Origin of the sequence: Photobacterium lipolyticum (assembly GCF_003026475.1) — a bacterium.
Lineage (GTDB): Bacteria > Pseudomonadota > Gammaproteobacteria > Enterobacterales > Vibrionaceae > Photobacterium > Photobacterium lipolyticum.
Map to the genome: position 1 here is coordinate 391,376 of NZ_PYMC01000003.1, position 14,209 is coordinate 405,584.

Below are 14,209 nucleotides of genomic sequence, written 5' to 3' on the forward strand. Positions count from 1 at the left end.
CGTATGAAATTAAGGCTTGGTTTCCAAGCCTTAATTTCATCATGTTTATTGGGCATAAATCATCTTTTTCGTCATCCCGCCATCCAGGGTGAAATTTTGTCCGGTGATAAATCCAGATTGCTCACTGAGCAAAAACGTTACCATAGAAGCGACATCATCAACGTGGCCGACACGCCCTGTTAAGTGTTGCTGTTCATCAACAGAGCGTAATGTTTTATCTGTCGTATTGATCCAGCCCGGAGAGATGCAATTGACCCGGATGTCTGGGCCTAAACTGTTTGCTAAGGCATGAGTCAATGCAACCAGCCCCCCTTTGGATGCACTGTAGGCTTCTGTATTCGGTTCAGACTGCTGTGCGCGAGTTGAGCTAATATTAACCACCGAGCCTTTTGATTCTCTCAGTAACGGCAGACAAAGTTTGGTTAACATTACAGGCGCAGTTAAGTTGACTTGCAGCACCCGATTCCAATCGTACATATCTAATAGATCTAAAGGAGGATTATAAGGATTGGCTATTGCGGCGTTATTGACCAGCCCATCTAATTGACCAAACTGCGAACCAATCTCGCTAATCACCGCAGAAAGCTCTGATTCAACGGTAACATCAGCACAACGAAATCGGATCCGAGGCTCTTCTGCAACCAACTTAAATCCGTCTTCTTCATTAATGTCAATCGCGATGACAATCGCATTGCTCTTAACGAGCATTTTGCAAATACCTTTGCCAATGCCGTGAGCACCACCAGTCACCAAAACCACTTTGCTAGTCATTGATTCCCTTCATTTTCGACAGTTTTCTATGATGTTATTCATTAGCGGCTAACAGACATCAGACTTTAGTCATAAAATGACATTACTTACTGATTGATGAGTAAAAAGTGTCTATTATGGGACAAAGTAATAATTAACAGTAAATAAAAATGGATATAGCCACCAGTTTCTCTGCCTTTCATTTATCAGAACATGCTATTTCAGATGCTATAAGCAAACTAAATCTGAAAGTAGCGAACCCTAAGCTGGTATTAGTCTATTTTTCCGAAAATTATGATGAGAGCTTGCTCCAGACAAGCTTGCAGGAAGCCTATCCTCACGCACAGATATTAGGGTGTTCATCTTGTCAGGGAATAATGACAGATGAAGGCTATAACCGTGGCAAAGGCATTGCATTATGGGCAATGAATGACTACACCGGTGCATTTGGCACTGCCATCGTCTCAACCAATCAAGCCCCCTTCGACATGGCTCGCCAAGCGGTATTACGTGCAATTGAAAATAGTGGTCGGCCAGGTGAGCTCCCGGCATTAATCTTGCTGCATGCAACACCAGGAAACGAAGAAGAAATTATTAAGGGGATAGAACATGAGCTTGGTACCTCGGTTCCGATTATCGGCGGAAGTGCTGCAGATGACTTTGCACAAGGGAACTGGAAGCTATTTACTCATGAGCAAAGCACGCAACAAGGTGTAGCTTTATGTGTGTTTTATCCTTCCTGTCAAGTGAGCTATTCGTTTCATTCTGGTTATGCTACTACCGGTATGTCAGCCATAGTGACTCGTGTCGAAGGGCGGGAAATTATTGAACTGGATAACCAACCCGCGATTAAAAAGTATCAGAGTTGGCTGGGTAAAAACTCAAACAATGACAATACCGAGAGCATAATTAGCGAAAGTAGCTTAAGTCCCTTAGGCCGAGTGGTGGGAAATGTACATGATTTACCTTATTTCAAACTCGCTCACCCCAGAAAAGTCACAAAAAGAGGGGGAATTGAGCTGTTTGCTACGGTCGAGGAAGGTGAGCGACTCTATTTGATGGAAGGCACTGAAGAACGCCTGGTTACCAGAGCGGGTAGGGTTATCGATTCGGCTAATGATATCAATAATAGTCAAAAGTTAGATCCCATCGGCGGGATTACCATCTACTGTGCCGGTTGCATGTTAAAAGTACAACATAGAATGAATCAAGTCGCCCATTATGTTAATCGGGCGATGCATAGCGCACCTTTTGTTTGTCCATTCACATACGGGGAACAAGGGCAATTTATTGGTGGCGAAAATGCACACGGCAATTTGATGATCTCAGCCGTTTTATTTCATAGGGATTAATAAATGCCAAGTTTTGAATCAGAGAAACTACAAGAGACATTGCTTGATTTATTACGAAGTCAGGACAGAGAAAAGCAACTAAGGGATGAAAATTCAGCTATTCTTGCTGGAATATCCGCCATGGCCGGAGCCAACAATAAACGACAGGTATTTAATAGTTTATTGGCCGTACTACGAAAATATATTGGTTTCGAGCATGCTCTGGTTCTTACGCGTGACGATGAAGCGGCACCGCTACAAGAGCTAGTAACGACTTGTCAGGTGTTCGAATCGAGTGTCTGGACGGTAGAAAACACATTTTCCCGCTGTCTCAAAGGTGAAAGTGTGGCGTTATTTTCACCCCAAAATGTTAATGAATTTAAAATATTGAGTTCAGACATGCTTAATCACTGTCAATCGGCTTTGATGACAGGGGTCAAAGTAAGTACAGGGGATGCATTACTCCTTTTTTTCCATTCTGAGCGAAGTCAGTTTACACCGCATTGTCGCCGGGTATTGGACAGTTTTCGTCCTTTGCTAGAACGTGCAATTATTGATATTGATTATCGCGAGCGTCTTCAATCACTTGTCATGGCCCGAACGCAAGAACTGACTCATAGCCAGCAACGATTCAAAGATTTTGCGAAAACGGTCGGTGACTGGTTTTGGGAAATTGATACCGATTATCAATTTACCTATATATCAGCACCTCATTTAGCAAACCACATCATTGATGATGATAGCATTTTTGAAATATTTGGTGAGCAATTAGAGTTACGGGATCAGCTATTACAAAAATTAGAAAATAAAGCAGCTTTCGAAGATTTAGAGTGGCAATTACCCGAACATGAAGGTGGCTTGTGGATTAGTTTGAGTGGTACCCCGTATTTCAATAAACAAGGAAAAATAGTTGGTTATCGGGGAACAGCCAAAGACATTACCCATCGCAAACAACGTTTGTTTGAATTACAGCAAGCACGAAAACAAGCCGAATCCGCCAACACCGCCAAATCAGAGTTTCTGGCCATGATGAGCCATGAGATCCGATCGCCATTGAATGCGGTATTAGGTTTGATGGACACGTTATCTGATTCAGGTCTCAATCATGAACAAGTCGCGTGGGTGAACCAAATGGATCAATCGGCTCAACTGCTTCTTACGATCATCAATGATATTTTAGATTTGTCTCGTATCGAATCTGGTAATTTTGAGTTATTTAATGCTGAAATGTGTCTTGCAGACAGTATTAATCTCGTCGTTAATCAATTAAGAGATCAAGCGAATAGGAAAGGAATCGCTTTAACCTCGAAAATAGATTCATCAGTACCCATTAGTATGCTTGGGGATAAAAACCGGGTGGCACAGGTAATGTTCAATCTGATTGGCAATGCTATCAAGTTCACAAACTCGGGTTCTATTCGAGTAGTCGTTAAAGCTGTTGATGAACAGGTTGAAATTGCGGTGAGCGATACAGGTATAGGAATTGCGCCCAAAGCCCAGAAGACTCTGTTTAATCCATTTGTTCAAGCCGATGGCAGCATTACTCGACGCTTTGGCGGCACGGGATTGGGGCTCGCAATTAGCCAGCACCTGATTAATAAGATGAACGGGAAAATATCGCTCTGCAGCGCGTTAAGTGTAGGAAGCTGTTTCACCGTTTCGATTCCGATCATACCTGTGACAGAAACTACGATTAAAGAGTTACCACAGCAGTTATCAGCGTCAGAACGCTCGCTTAACATTTTGCTTGCTGAAGATAGTAATACCAATCAGCTTGTCGCGAAACTCATGCTTGAAAAACGTGGTCACCGCGTACAAATTGCGAATAATGGCGACGAAGCAGTTAGAGCATTACAAAATGAACATGAGCAATTTGATATTGTCTTTATGGACATTTCAATGCCAGTACTGGATGGATTACAAGCCACGAGATTGTTACGAGAAAGAGAAATTCACATTCCAATAATTGCGTTAACGGCTAATGCGATGCAATCAGATAAAGACGAATGCCAAAAAGCGGGCATGGACGATTTCTTAGCCAAGCCGATACGTTCAGCAGAACTCAACCAGGTGCTTAGCAAATACCAGATGCTTTAAATATTCTCAATTAAGGTAGCTGATGCCATGAAATCGAATTATCAAAGTAGCCAACGCTGTGTTGATACAGCTAAAGATAGCCAAAAGGAATAGCAAAGCATGGTTGATGAGTTGTACCAATCTACTGATCGCATTGATTGCAAGTTCTGTAATTAACAACGAACTTGAAGATCAATGCAAACTGACCATTTGCAGAAGAGCTTAAAGTAAGGTGTTAATTACCTATTTTATGGTAAATAGCCAATACTGTTAAATTGTACAGTAGTGTTTGATAGAAAGAGAAGTGCGAGAAAATAAGAGGCATTGAGAGGTAACTTAAGATATAATCATTAATGCTGAATTTAACATAATATACATAATGCGCACTGGAAGGTGTAAATTTAACAATATTTCAAGGGTTTGGGTCATCACTGTAATATTTGTTAAATCTCAAGCTAATTAGATTTGATATCAGTCGCTTACAAAAGAAACTTAAACTTTCAAATGGTTGTATCCATTTACTATCACTTTCTGGTGAATGCCATCATTTCACAACGTAACGCGGGATTTTACACTTTAATCGTTTCCATCGATTAAACCATACCTCACCAATCGGAAAAAACGTTAAAAATCAAAATAGAATTGCGAGGTAAATCATGTTGCATGAATCGTTTGTCCAGTTGTTCTGGCGTGTTTTTGATGATATTCACCAGGCGTCAGCGTGGTTTCATGTAAAACCCGTCACCGTCAAGCGCTGGCTGACGGGTAAAATTGATGTCAATCCGATGGCCGAAAAGCTATTGCTGATTCGTTCCCGCGGCTATCTGCCGGACGATACGCGCTGGAAAGGTTTTCGTGTTGATGAGGACTATTGCGTAATCGTCACCCCCGAAGGACGTCGATTTAGCCCTAAAGAGCTTGAATCTTGGGCGCTCCGGTTTGATGAGTATCACGCCCTTAAGCGTATGTATGAGCTGGACTATGTTCCGGTGCGCTCGAATGTGGTTACACCGTTGCCGTTTCGTGGTGGCCGCCGGATACAACAGCCAGAATGTGACACTGTGACGAAGGAGAAAAAGAAACTTTATCGAAAAAAGCGTAAAAACAATGTGTTAACTAAGTCCAAATAATTAATCACTGATTTAATCCCTCTTGGCTTTATAGGTATGATCCCTGCCAATTTTCGCGCGAATATAAGGAAATATAGTAATGAAAAAACTGGTTGTTGTTGCAATATCTACCGCTTTACTGGCTGCATGTGGAGGTGGTTCTTCATCAAGCACGCCGACACCAAGACCGGGCCCGTCTCCAACGATTCAACCTAACGGTATCTATAAATCAGCTGATGCTGTGATGGTTATCGATACCGCAATTGCTAACGGTGTTTTAGCTGCCGATTCCACTAACAATCTTTACTCGTTTGATTCGGCCACGGTAAATAACGAGACTTTAGCCCTTAAAGGTGTTCGTCTTTGGTCTGATGGCCTTTTTGTTCACGATCCTGAGCAAGCTGTATCAATTACATTTGATGGTAATACCGCCAGTGCAATGGCGGTTATAGACGGCACGTCATTTGTTCATTCTTTCACTAAACAACCGGACAGTCTGGCTCTTAATCAAATCACCGGCACACATACCAATGCGGATGACGGTTCAACATGGGCTATTGATTCGGAGGGTAATATTGCAATTAATGGTATGTGTACTTTTTCCGGTACGCTGACCAAGAATAATCATTATTACAGGGCTTCTGTGACGGCAACGGCTTGCACACCATCAAGCTATGACGGGAATTATAACGGGGCTGCATTTACTGTTAGTGATGGCGGAACTATTCAGTTAGTAGGTGCGCTTTATAATGATACCAATATGATTTGGGGAACTGTTCCTGTTAATTAAAAAGATAGGCCGCGATTGCGGCCTTATTATTTCTGCTCTAACTTTTGCAAACGTTTTTCAAAGCTGTCCATACGCACTTTAAGTTCAGACTGGGTCTGTTTTATCCAGCCTATATCAACCTTTAACGCGACGACCGTTGCAACGCTAGAGATAATTCCCGTTCCCGCTGCAACCAGAAATGTTTCCATTAACTACCCCCACCTTTTTTCTAACCAACGCTCAGCCGCTACCCGTAACATGCGTCTAAAGCCAAAGGTATCAATGTAAACCATGGACAAGCCGTACCAGTAATACTCAGGAACAATAAGCAAGGCGGCAAATCCCGCATCAACGTATTGCGCCATGTCAGGAATAAAGCACAACACTAACGGTGATGTGGTGATGAGCAATAGGTATTCATCTTTCCAGCCACGCTGAGCAATGCTTAGTTCGTCGAGCTTTGCGGCGTTGTTGTCACCCTGTTGAATACGTTCAATAGTCGCGGTGGTTTTGGCTTCACTGATACGATCTTTACGCTCGGATTCTTTGGCCTTGGTTTCTTGCCGATTCTTGTAGAGTGATACACCGCCAGAGATTAGCGATGCAATGATTCCTATCATAACCATCCCTTATAGCGTAAAAATTTAAGTGTGTATGCGCCGATAACGACGCCCGCCACGCTAATGGCTATGTGTTTTGCTGTTGGATTCATGCCAGTTTCACCCCTTGCATAACCTCAGAAATCGGATATTCGCGCCCTACTTCCATGCGTGCCATGGCCTGTAGCAAATTGGCGGTTAAGTCGTCGTTCTTCACATCAATCGGCGTGTATTTGCTGATGCCTGTCCATTCGCTCACTAAGTTGGCGTAATGGTCGGTTTCATTCTCATGACTCGGCGCGAACGTGTGAATGATGTCGTAAATGGTATTGATTCCGCGCCGCTGGTAGCTGCGCAGGATTCGCGCCCCGGCACGAAAGCCGTATTTCACATGGGTGAATTCTTCAAAGGCTGAATCGTCATTGGTGGCCCGTTCGCCCATCCAATTTGTTTTATCGCCTTTGGATTCTCGGATATTGAGCGGGTTGTTGTTGCGAACGCCACGCGGCGCATTCAAGTCTAATGAGTTGCCATCGGTATGAGTTGGCGATTGTTTTTGCTTCATGTAAATTAATATCCCTATAAATAACGTTAAAGTAAGAACCATACGCATGATTAAGCCGCTACATAATCTGGCATATTGAAGTAGTTAATTGTGTTAACGTTTTTCGAATAATACGCTTCAACTGAAAACTCTTTCCCACCTATGCCAACACTACCGCCTGTTACATTGGTCAGCTCTAATTGATTGGTATCCCGATTTGCCCTGATTAGAATATCTTTAGACAAAACACGGTCAGTGGAATGGGTTTCGACTATGTTGACAGTCAGGTGTTTTTCAATGCCATGCGGATAATTCATCAATGGAATTGGGAACGTCATATTTTCCACAAACTCCGCTCCGGTTAACCCGGTTTTAATTTTAAAAAACAACTGGTCATCTAAATCAATTTCAGTTGTATCCAGCTCGGGGATTTCACCCGACACACCGAAATAGACGCCCGCACTCGCAATGAATGTATGCTGCGCCTGTTTAACATCTAAGCGCTCAACAAAAAAAGCGTACACGCTCCCCATTTCTAACGTGACATTGTCAATCCATCCTTCATATTCATCAGTCCACATTTCAGCCTGAATGATTTCTGATGCTATATACCCCGTAGCCTCATAATTCTCATTCAGTTTAACCAGCCCAAAGCGCACACGCTCATAGCCGGAACCCCGTAGGCGGATATAACAGCAGGTGCTTTTCAGTGCCTCTACCGTTGCCGCTGGAGCACGGAATATCTGATATAACACTTGATTATGTGAACCTGAGGAAATCTGAAGCTGACCTCCAGTACGGCTACCAAACCTGTCATTTTCAGACACCGAAAAACTACGAAACTCCGGCTTTGATAATTGTTTTGCTTCGCCGTTCCAGTTGGGGCAAGCGGGCGCTGCTAACGAGTGAGCATAAGACAAAGAATTCTGATTATCTTTATCGATGTGCGGTCGCCCCCAACGGGATAACGAACCTTTAAAACCATCACACGCAGCCAGAAACGCGGCATTTCGTAAGATGTTTTTAGGCATAGCAGGTTTCAATAATTCCGCCAAACGCCTGTCTAACTCTTCTGCCAAGAACTCGATTTTGTTACGCGGGTCGCCCGCAGGAAGGCGGTCTTTTAATGTTTGCGCTGTCATCGTATGACCTCAATGATTTCAATTGTGTTGTTATCAGTACCGGAGAACATCAGGCCACCAAAGGTATCAATCTGCTGTTTTTCACCGGGCGATAACGTAAAACCGTTGCCAATGGTGATCACATCGGTATTGCTGGCGGATGCTTTTAATAAAACGTGACAACGTGACGAATTAGCCAGTAATTCAGCCTGCCCGCTGGTAATGGTTAATACACTGGTTTCAACTGTTGCCCCGCCTACGGGTTTGGTCAGCAAGGCGGTTGTTGCATAAACCCGTACCATTTGCCCTGTTTCAAGCTGGACTTTTGGCAAGGCTTCGACCGCTACTGATGGCAAGGCTTTGACTGTGACCGCTGGCAGTGATTCAACCGCCACAGGCGGCATTTGTGACACCGTCACGGTTTGACCGTCTTGTGGTGGAATGTACTGACCAAAACCGCAGATAATTTCCACGTTGCCCGCTTCGCCTAGGTTCTCGACGGTCACGCGGCCTGATAGCTGGCTATCAAGAACCTGTGCGCCGGGCTTTAATCGGTATTCCCCGCGTTCGGTTTGAATCAGCACTGTATCGCTGCACGACTCAACATAGATAAACTCACCGACAACCTGAAACTGTGACCGCTGGCGCGGCTGCATGTGTTGCTTGAAACTCATGATTTACCCCCTCGCATGATGAATACCAGTGCCAGCATGAACACGACGACTGACACCACAATGGTCATCTGTTTAGAGGTGGCAACCTGACCGCCGTCAATTTTCATTGCGGCAAGCTCTTTGATGGCACCTATGTTTTCCGCGTTTTCCGCGTTTTGCGCGGCCTGATTCCCGGCAAGCCCTGCCATCATCTGTAGGTTTTCGCCGTGTGCACCAGTGACCAGTTCCATGGCGTTATTTGACACATCGGCATTAATGGTAAGTGCCTTTTCACCCATTCCTAGCGCGGCTTTGGAAACGTCAACATTGCTGCTTAGTGCCAGCTCTCCCAGTTCGGCGGCTTTTTCGATTGCGCCGTGGTCGGTCATGGTGGCGTTAATAGTTGAGTTGTTAACGCCAGAAATGGCAACGCCTAAGTTATCGCCTTGAATGGCATTCTGGCCGCTGACGTTGGTGCTGGTTGTGTTGTTGGTACTTTGGCTTTTACCTCCCTTACCCATTCATACCTCCCAATAATTCCAATTGGTGAACAGTTTCTGTTATGCCGTCAAAATCTCGCACCTTCTCTTTCTGTTCAAAGCCGAAACGGCTTAATATCCGGCGCATTCCCTGACGGTAGGTGTGATACGTAATCGACGCATAACCGCATGTGGTGACGCGCTCAATAATGAAATTGGCAGCATCAACCAGACCACGGCCTGTCATCGCAACAATGTGATAGCGGTTATCAATCACCCGGCTAACAAACCAGAGTTTCACGCCTTTACCGGATAACAGATAAAAGCTGGCCTTATTGGTTTGAATCCATTCCTGAACCTGATTAAATTCCACCTTGGGGTTATCAGAGCCGACGAACGCGGGCCTTAATAAATTCAGGTTGGCTGCAAAATCGGCGGCTTCCGGTCGGACTATTCGAAAATACATCAGCCCACCTTTTTGATTAGAAACCAGACCACAAGCAAGGCCAGCAGAACAGGTAACCAGTTGGACAGCGAACTGCCCCCCATATTGATGGCACCGACCCTGAAACCCATGTTTGATTCAGAGGTAGCCGTTGACGGCCCCGCCGCGCCACCGCCTGCATCAATCGGCATAGAACCGCTATTTGCTAACTCTCCGATACCGGGGATCATTTCAACACTCCCGTGATATTGACGAGCCAAAGGCCCATTAAGACCGCAATCAAAATCTTGAAGGTGCGGGCGAATACTTCACCGCTGAACAGGCCGCCGACATACCCCACCGTACCCGCCAATGCAGGCCAGAATAAAAATGCTAATGGCATTATTTCCCCTTCATCATCAGGAATATGAACATCATCAGCAGCACAAAACCGCCACCCATTAACATCATGGTATTGGTATTCATCCCGCCGTAGATAATCGGCTGGCCTGTTGGCTGTTGTGCGGCCTCTTGCTTAGGTCGGTTTTCTTCCGGCGCGGCTGACTGCACTTTGTCGGCCTCACCGTCGAACCATGCATCGACCAGCTGCTCACCGCCGTTAACAATGGAATCTGTTAACCCGCTGAGGCTTTCGCCCCAGCTATCAAATAAACTCATTCCGCCCCCTTATGCTTTGGCCGGAAGTGCCTTCACTTGCTCAACCGCTTCAACAATGACCGGAATACTGCCCACTTCGGCTTTATCCAGTTCAAACGCTAACTGACTGCGGGCCGCGGTGTTTAACATGCCATCGGCACCAAAGCCGTAACGGATAAAATCGAGGCTGAACCAACCAGGTGTTTGCTCTTTCTTGGATTGCGCGAGATCAAACGCGTTATCGGCTTTGGTGATGTTCATTTCTTCAAGGTTGTCGCGGATTAGGCGGATACGCTGAATCGAATCATCTTTGAAGTGGATACGCTTGAGGTTGAGTGCGGCGCTGCGTTCTGAAAAATCAAACGGCGTACGGCCAGAAGCAGACGCAAACCAAGTCAGCTCATACAAACGCGGCATGTAGTAACGCTCGGACTGTGCTGGCAGAACATGAGCACGTGCACGCATTGATGGCGCTTTTACCGATGTGTCTTTGTTCTTCAATGTGATGTGAACAAACCAAATTTCACTGGCTAAGGTTACGAGGTCTGTTTGACGGACACCGATTTTAGTACGCAATGTCGCGTCACCAAATGAAATGGTATAGCGACCGTCTTGGGCGTAGTTCTTACGGTGCGCTTGCAGTGCAATCAGGGTTTCACCCGTTACGCTGTATTTGGCCGAACCATTCAATGACACTTCAACGCGTTCAATGTCTTTAGGATCGATAATATCTGTCACAAGTTCGATACTGTGATAAGTCGGACCGGATACCAGACGCAGCGAGGCACGATTACCCCAACCAACACCTTCAATGGGATCAAGTTCTTTCGGACGTGGTGCAAAGTTAGTACTTAATAGTTCCATATTGCCCCCTTAACCGATCTGCTCTTCAACGGCATCAACATTATTTGACGCCCAGACAACGCCCGCCGCGACAATTAACGCAATCACTCCGGTGATCACATAGCCTTTTGTTTTTGCATTCATGCTTATTGCTCTCTGTGGTTACATAAACGTGGTAAAGAGGCATTAGCAAAACAGGCGATTCGGTTTTAAGGCAAACAAAAAAAAGCCCGTAAGGCTATAGGCTTACGGGCTTTCTATTATTTGATTTGGTTCACATGAACGATGCTAAAATCAATATTTAACTTCGCTTCGGCAAACTTCACAGTAAACAAAACATGCTTTGTGGTAGAAGTGATCTTTATTCTTACATTTTGGACAACACAAGCTATCCAAGTTTTGTGATTTCTCAAGACTATCAAATATTCTATTTGAGAGCGTTGCCTTAAGGCGCTGGCGCCGTTCTGAAGGTGTATACTGACGAGAATGATTAGGCAGATTTTCTTTTATTTGGTAAGAAAAGCTTGCTCTTGCTTGTTCTTTAAGCTGTTTTTCCTTTAACCGTTGCTGTCTCAATGCTTCTGCTTCTGCCTCTTTTTGTTTACGTATCTCATTTCTTCGTTTAATAACTAGGGATTCAGCATCTTTTCTTAACTGTTTTGAATCAACTAAGTACAACTTACCTTCCGTGTGATCAAATTGAAGTTCTCTTACTGGAACCATTGCATGTTCCCAGAAATCGTTTATGTACACGGAATCGTTATTTTCTACTATTTCAGGTTTCTTGTAATAGCACTTTACAATGAGTTCATTGGCCTGTTTGCTGGCCTCTATTGAATCATTATCAAAGACTAATGCGTTGCCTCTGTTCGCATAAGCAATATCTAGTTCAGTAAATGTTTTTGCTTCGAAATTAAGGAAAATCCAAGCAATAAACGCATTGTTTTCTTTGTAAAACCGCTCTCGGTCAATAATTACATCGATAAAAGTAGTTGATACTTGTAACTCAAAAGCGACCTTTTGATTAGCTAAGGTATATGTCGCTGACACATCTGGCCTACGCCATGATTTAGCAACACCAGTTTGGTTTTCTTCTCGGAATGTTTTTTCTACTTGGATGTTATCAAAGGCAGCATCTTTTTTTAAAAAATCCGCTAGCAAAAGTTTGTTTTTCCGATGACGCTGTCCTTCTTTCTGCCCATTATATTTAATAGCTAATATTTGTTCATAAGTAAGGTTGCAGGTTGTTTTTATTGGACAGTCATCAGAGTCTTTCACGTGCCTGAAATAAAAACTACCGTCTTTCTTTCCAGCAAGAATCAGGGGTTGAAAACAAGTCGGGCACAAGAGAGTAAGTTCTTTAACCTTTGGTCGTAACTTCCTTCTTATCTCAAATAACTCTTCTTCTGGCTTATCTAGAAAAGTAGTGGTGTCAACAGTCTTATCTTCGTCTGGGATGAATATACTATTGATGGCATTAGTGATCACGGAACCCCCTCAAGCAAGGTCAACTATAGACACACAGAATCGCAAATATGCAACTGAGCAGCCATTGTAGATTGTTACTAAGTGTTAGTTCCGTGATATATCCTTAAATATCTAATTTTAATTGCTTTTCTGTTACCAACGAATAACCCCTTTTTTCCAAGTCTTTCCATCCTGCAATATGTACTCAAGCTTCTTCAGTGGCATGATTTCTACAGCTGGGATCCCCGTTTTCTGCTGTAGGTAACGAGCACTGTCATCAGCTTTTTGCATCATCACACACGCATACTGACAGTTATCAATGATAGTCTTTGATACCTCCTGACCACGTTGAAACATGTTGATAGTGTGAATGTTGTACTTCCGCCCTAGCCTCAATAACTTGCCATGATAGCCCGTTGCTTTGCCCGAAGTATGGCCGCTACTGCCGGAATTGCGCCGCCAAACTGACCATGACATGAATATTAATCTCGTCACGAACGATACAAATAATTGCCGCTATAAAGAGACCAATTAGCATTGGAGAAGCGGCGGTTTTCAAGTACAACAAGGTATAAACAAACCAAAATAAAGATGCTTATTCTTCCTATACTCTATAGTGATTTAGCTATATCTAAATCCTGTAGGGAGTGCGCTATGGGTAGATTATTGTTTCTGCTTATTACCTTCATCATCTTCGGGAACCAGCCCCTTGCAGCATTTGCCGTGAGTGATCCTGAAAAAAATGTTCGCGCCCGAGAGGATATGGTCCAAAGCCAGCTCAGCATGCGCGGCATTGTCGACAAGAGAGTGCTGGCGGCAATGAAAAAGCTCCCTAGGCATCTCTTTGTTCCGAAGATACTGGCTTTCAGAGCATACGCGGATTCCCCACTCCCGATCGGCGAAGGACAGACCATATCACAGCCGTATATTGTTGCCCTGATGACGGAAGTGCTCGAACTCACTGGCAGTGAAAGAGTGCTCGAGATCGGAACCGGCTCTGGATACCAGGCAGCGGTGCTTTCCGAGGTAGCAAAAGAGGTGGTCAGCATCGAGATCAAGGAAAAGCTCTGCACTAAGGCCGGCAGGCTTCTGGACTCTCTTGGTTATACCAATGTTGAGACACAATGTGGTGATGGCTACTTCGGCTGGAATAAGGGAGCGCCCTATGATGCTATTATGATCACCGCCGCTGTTGACCATATCCCTCCGCCCCTTTTGGCGCAACTCAAGGACGGAGGGCGGCTGGTTCTTCCTTTGGGAAATCCTTTCAGCTATCAGAACCTTGTGCTCGTTACCAAAAAAGGGGCTGACTATAGGGTTTGGCAAATCGCCGGTGTTCTCTTTGTTCCCATGACCGGGCACGCGATGCAGGCCTCCGGGGAATAGC

The 14,209-nt window shown here is 44.5% G+C and carries 18 protein-coding genes and 1 pseudogene; 5 read left to right on the plus strand and 14 right to left on the minus strand.

Annotated elements, in window-relative coordinates; all coding sequences use genetic code 11:
* Positions 1–45: 45 nt before the first annotated feature.
* Positions 46–771, minus strand: coding sequence for an SDR family oxidoreductase (locus C9I89_RS07040; protein WP_107282635.1), 726 nt, complete (start codon positions 769–771; stop codon positions 46–48).
* Between the two features lie 149 nt (positions 772–920).
* Between C9I89_RS07040 and C9I89_RS07045 the strand changes: the two genes are divergently transcribed.
* The 4 genes from C9I89_RS07045 to C9I89_RS07060 all read left to right on the plus strand — a co-directional run bounded on the left by C9I89_RS07045 (position 921) and on the right by C9I89_RS07060 (position 6,056).
* Positions 921–2,102, plus strand: a complete 1,182-nt coding sequence (locus C9I89_RS07045) for an FIST signal transduction protein (RefSeq protein ID WP_107282636.1) — start codon at positions 921–923, stop codon at positions 2,100–2,102.
* Between the two features lie 3 nt (positions 2,103–2,105).
* Positions 2,106–4,178 carry a PAS domain-containing sensor histidine kinase gene (locus C9I89_RS07050; protein ID WP_107282637.1) on the plus strand — a complete coding sequence of 691 codons (2,073 nt, stop codon included), beginning with the start codon at positions 2,106–2,108 and terminating at the stop codon, positions 4,176–4,178.
* A 635-nt stretch (positions 4,179–4,813) separates the two neighbouring features.
* On the plus strand, positions 4,814–5,287 hold the full coding sequence (locus C9I89_RS07055; protein WP_107282638.1) for a phage protein: 474 nt from the start codon (positions 4,814–4,816) through the stop codon (positions 5,285–5,287).
* A gap of 79 nt (positions 5,288–5,366) precedes the next feature.
* On the plus strand, positions 5,367–6,056 hold the full coding sequence (locus tag C9I89_RS07060; RefSeq protein WP_107282639.1) for a putative periplasmic lipoprotein: 690 nt from the start codon (positions 5,367–5,369) through the stop codon (positions 6,054–6,056).
* Between the two features lie 26 nt (positions 6,057–6,082).
* Here C9I89_RS07060 and C9I89_RS22460 read toward each other — a convergent pair whose 3' ends face one another.
* The 13 genes and pseudogenes from C9I89_RS22460 to C9I89_RS07115 form a co-directional block, all read right to left on the minus strand.
* Positions 6,083–6,244, minus strand: coding sequence for a hypothetical protein (locus C9I89_RS22460; protein ID WP_170107646.1), 162 nt, complete (start codon positions 6,242–6,244; stop codon positions 6,083–6,085).
* Between the two features lie 3 nt (positions 6,245–6,247).
* Positions 6,248–6,655: a hypothetical protein gene (locus C9I89_RS07065; protein WP_107282640.1), complete on the minus strand. Its 408-nt coding sequence runs from the start codon at positions 6,653–6,655 to the stop codon at positions 6,248–6,250.
* An 88-nt stretch (positions 6,656–6,743) separates the two neighbouring features.
* Positions 6,744–7,199, minus strand: coding sequence for a virion protein (locus tag C9I89_RS07070; RefSeq protein ID WP_107282641.1), 456 nt, complete (start codon positions 7,197–7,199; stop codon positions 6,744–6,746).
* 50 nt (positions 7,200–7,249) lie between these two features.
* Positions 7,250–8,257 (minus strand): hypothetical protein, encoded by a 1,008-nt coding sequence (locus tag C9I89_RS07075; protein ID WP_146155052.1) that lies wholly within the window; start codon positions 8,255–8,257, stop codon positions 7,250–7,252.
* A gap of 59 nt (positions 8,258–8,316) precedes the next feature.
* Positions 8,317–8,973 (minus strand): hypothetical protein, encoded by a 657-nt coding sequence (locus tag C9I89_RS07080; RefSeq protein WP_107282643.1) that lies wholly within the window; start codon positions 8,971–8,973, stop codon positions 8,317–8,319.
* On the minus strand, positions 8,970–9,473 hold the full coding sequence (locus tag C9I89_RS07085) for a chemotaxis protein (RefSeq protein ID WP_107282644.1): 504 nt from the start codon (positions 9,471–9,473) through the stop codon (positions 8,970–8,972). The genes C9I89_RS07080 and C9I89_RS07085 overlap by 4 nt, the downstream gene beginning before the upstream one ends.
* A complete protein-coding gene (locus C9I89_RS07090) occupies positions 9,466–9,897 on the minus strand; it encodes a hypothetical protein (RefSeq protein WP_107282645.1) in 432 nt (143 codons plus the stop codon). Before C9I89_RS07090 ends, C9I89_RS07085 begins: the two co-directional genes overlap by 8 nt.
* The gene (locus C9I89_RS07095; RefSeq protein ID WP_107282646.1) at positions 9,897–10,106 is read right to left on the minus strand and encodes a hypothetical protein; all 210 of its coding nucleotides are present in this window, start codon (positions 10,104–10,106) and stop codon (positions 9,897–9,899) included. Before C9I89_RS07095 ends, C9I89_RS07090 begins: the two co-directional genes overlap by 1 nt.
* Positions 10,103–10,258 (minus strand): hypothetical protein, encoded by a 156-nt coding sequence (locus tag C9I89_RS22465; protein WP_170107647.1) that lies wholly within the window; start codon positions 10,256–10,258, stop codon positions 10,103–10,105. The genes C9I89_RS07095 and C9I89_RS22465 overlap by 4 nt, the downstream gene beginning before the upstream one ends.
* The gene (locus tag C9I89_RS07100; RefSeq protein ID WP_107282647.1) at positions 10,258–10,533 is read right to left on the minus strand and encodes a hypothetical protein; all 276 of its coding nucleotides are present in this window, start codon (positions 10,531–10,533) and stop codon (positions 10,258–10,260) included. The genes C9I89_RS22465 and C9I89_RS07100 overlap by 1 nt, the downstream gene beginning before the upstream one ends.
* Before the next feature lie 9 nt (positions 10,534–10,542).
* Positions 10,543–11,376 carry a major capsid protein P2 gene (locus C9I89_RS07105; protein ID WP_107282648.1) on the minus strand — a complete coding sequence of 278 codons (834 nt, stop codon included), beginning with the start codon at positions 11,374–11,376 and terminating at the stop codon, positions 10,543–10,545.
* A gap of 273 nt (positions 11,377–11,649) precedes the next feature.
* On the minus strand, positions 11,650–12,843 hold the full coding sequence (locus C9I89_RS07110; RefSeq protein ID WP_107282649.1) for a DUF6035 family protein: 1,194 nt from the start codon (positions 12,841–12,843) through the stop codon (positions 11,650–11,652).
* A gap of 132 nt (positions 12,844–12,975) precedes the next feature.
* Positions 12,976–13,251: pseudogene (locus tag C9I89_RS07115) on the minus strand (ATP-binding protein); the annotation flags it as partial.
* 225 nt (positions 13,252–13,476) lie between these two features.
* Here C9I89_RS07115 and C9I89_RS07120 point away from each other — a divergent pair.
* The gene (locus C9I89_RS07120) at positions 13,477–14,208 is read left to right on the plus strand and encodes a protein-L-isoaspartate(D-aspartate) O-methyltransferase (RefSeq protein ID WP_107282650.1); all 732 of its coding nucleotides are present in this window, start codon (positions 13,477–13,479) and stop codon (positions 14,206–14,208) included.
* Position 14,209 lies beyond the last annotated feature (1 nt).

Coding starts and splice junctions, on each gene's coding strand:
- C9I89_RS22465 (WP_170107647.1), bottom strand. CDS start 10,258: ATGCCATTAGCATTTTTATTCTGGCCTGCATTGGCGGGTACGGTGGGG.
- C9I89_RS07080 (WP_107282643.1), bottom strand. CDS start 8,973: ATGAGTTTCAAGCAACACATGCAGCCGCGCCAGCGGTCACAGTTTCAG.
- C9I89_RS07090 (WP_107282645.1), bottom strand. CDS start 9,897: ATGTATTTTCGAATAGTCCGACCGGAAGCCGCCGATTTTGCAGCCAAC.
- C9I89_RS07095 (WP_107282646.1), bottom strand. CDS start 10,106: ATGATCCCCGGTATCGGAGAGTTAGCAAATAGCGGTTCTATGCCGATT.
- C9I89_RS07045 (WP_107282636.1), top strand. CDS start 921: ATGGATATAGCCACCAGTTTCTCTGCCTTTCATTTATCAGAACATGCT.
- C9I89_RS07100 (WP_107282647.1), bottom strand. CDS start 10,533: ATGAGTTTATTTGATAGCTGGGGCGAAAGCCTCAGCGGGTTAACAGAT.
- C9I89_RS22460 (WP_170107646.1), bottom strand. CDS start 6,244: ATGGAAACATTTCTGGTTGCAGCGGGAACGGGAATTATCTCTAGCGTT.
- C9I89_RS07070 (WP_107282641.1), bottom strand. CDS start 7,199: ATGAAGCAAAAACAATCGCCAACTCATACCGATGGCAACTCATTAGAC.
- C9I89_RS07085 (WP_107282644.1), bottom strand. CDS start 9,473: ATGGGTAAGGGAGGTAAAAGCCAAAGTACCAACAACACAACCAGCACC.
- C9I89_RS07065 (WP_107282640.1), bottom strand. CDS start 6,655: ATGATAGGAATCATTGCATCGCTAATCTCTGGCGGTGTATCACTCTAC.
- C9I89_RS07055 (WP_107282638.1), top strand. CDS start 4,814: ATGTTGCATGAATCGTTTGTCCAGTTGTTCTGGCGTGTTTTTGATGAT.
- C9I89_RS07105 (WP_107282648.1), bottom strand. CDS start 11,376: ATGGAACTATTAAGTACTAACTTTGCACCACGTCCGAAAGAACTTGAT.
- C9I89_RS07040 (WP_107282635.1), bottom strand. CDS start 771: ATGACTAGCAAAGTGGTTTTGGTGACTGGTGGTGCTCACGGCATTGGC.
- C9I89_RS07050 (WP_107282637.1), top strand. CDS start 2,106: ATGCCAAGTTTTGAATCAGAGAAACTACAAGAGACATTGCTTGATTTA.
- C9I89_RS07060 (WP_107282639.1), top strand. CDS start 5,367: ATGAAAAAACTGGTTGTTGTTGCAATATCTACCGCTTTACTGGCTGCA.
- C9I89_RS07120 (WP_107282650.1), top strand. CDS start 13,477: ATGGGTAGATTATTGTTTCTGCTTATTACCTTCATCATCTTCGGGAAC.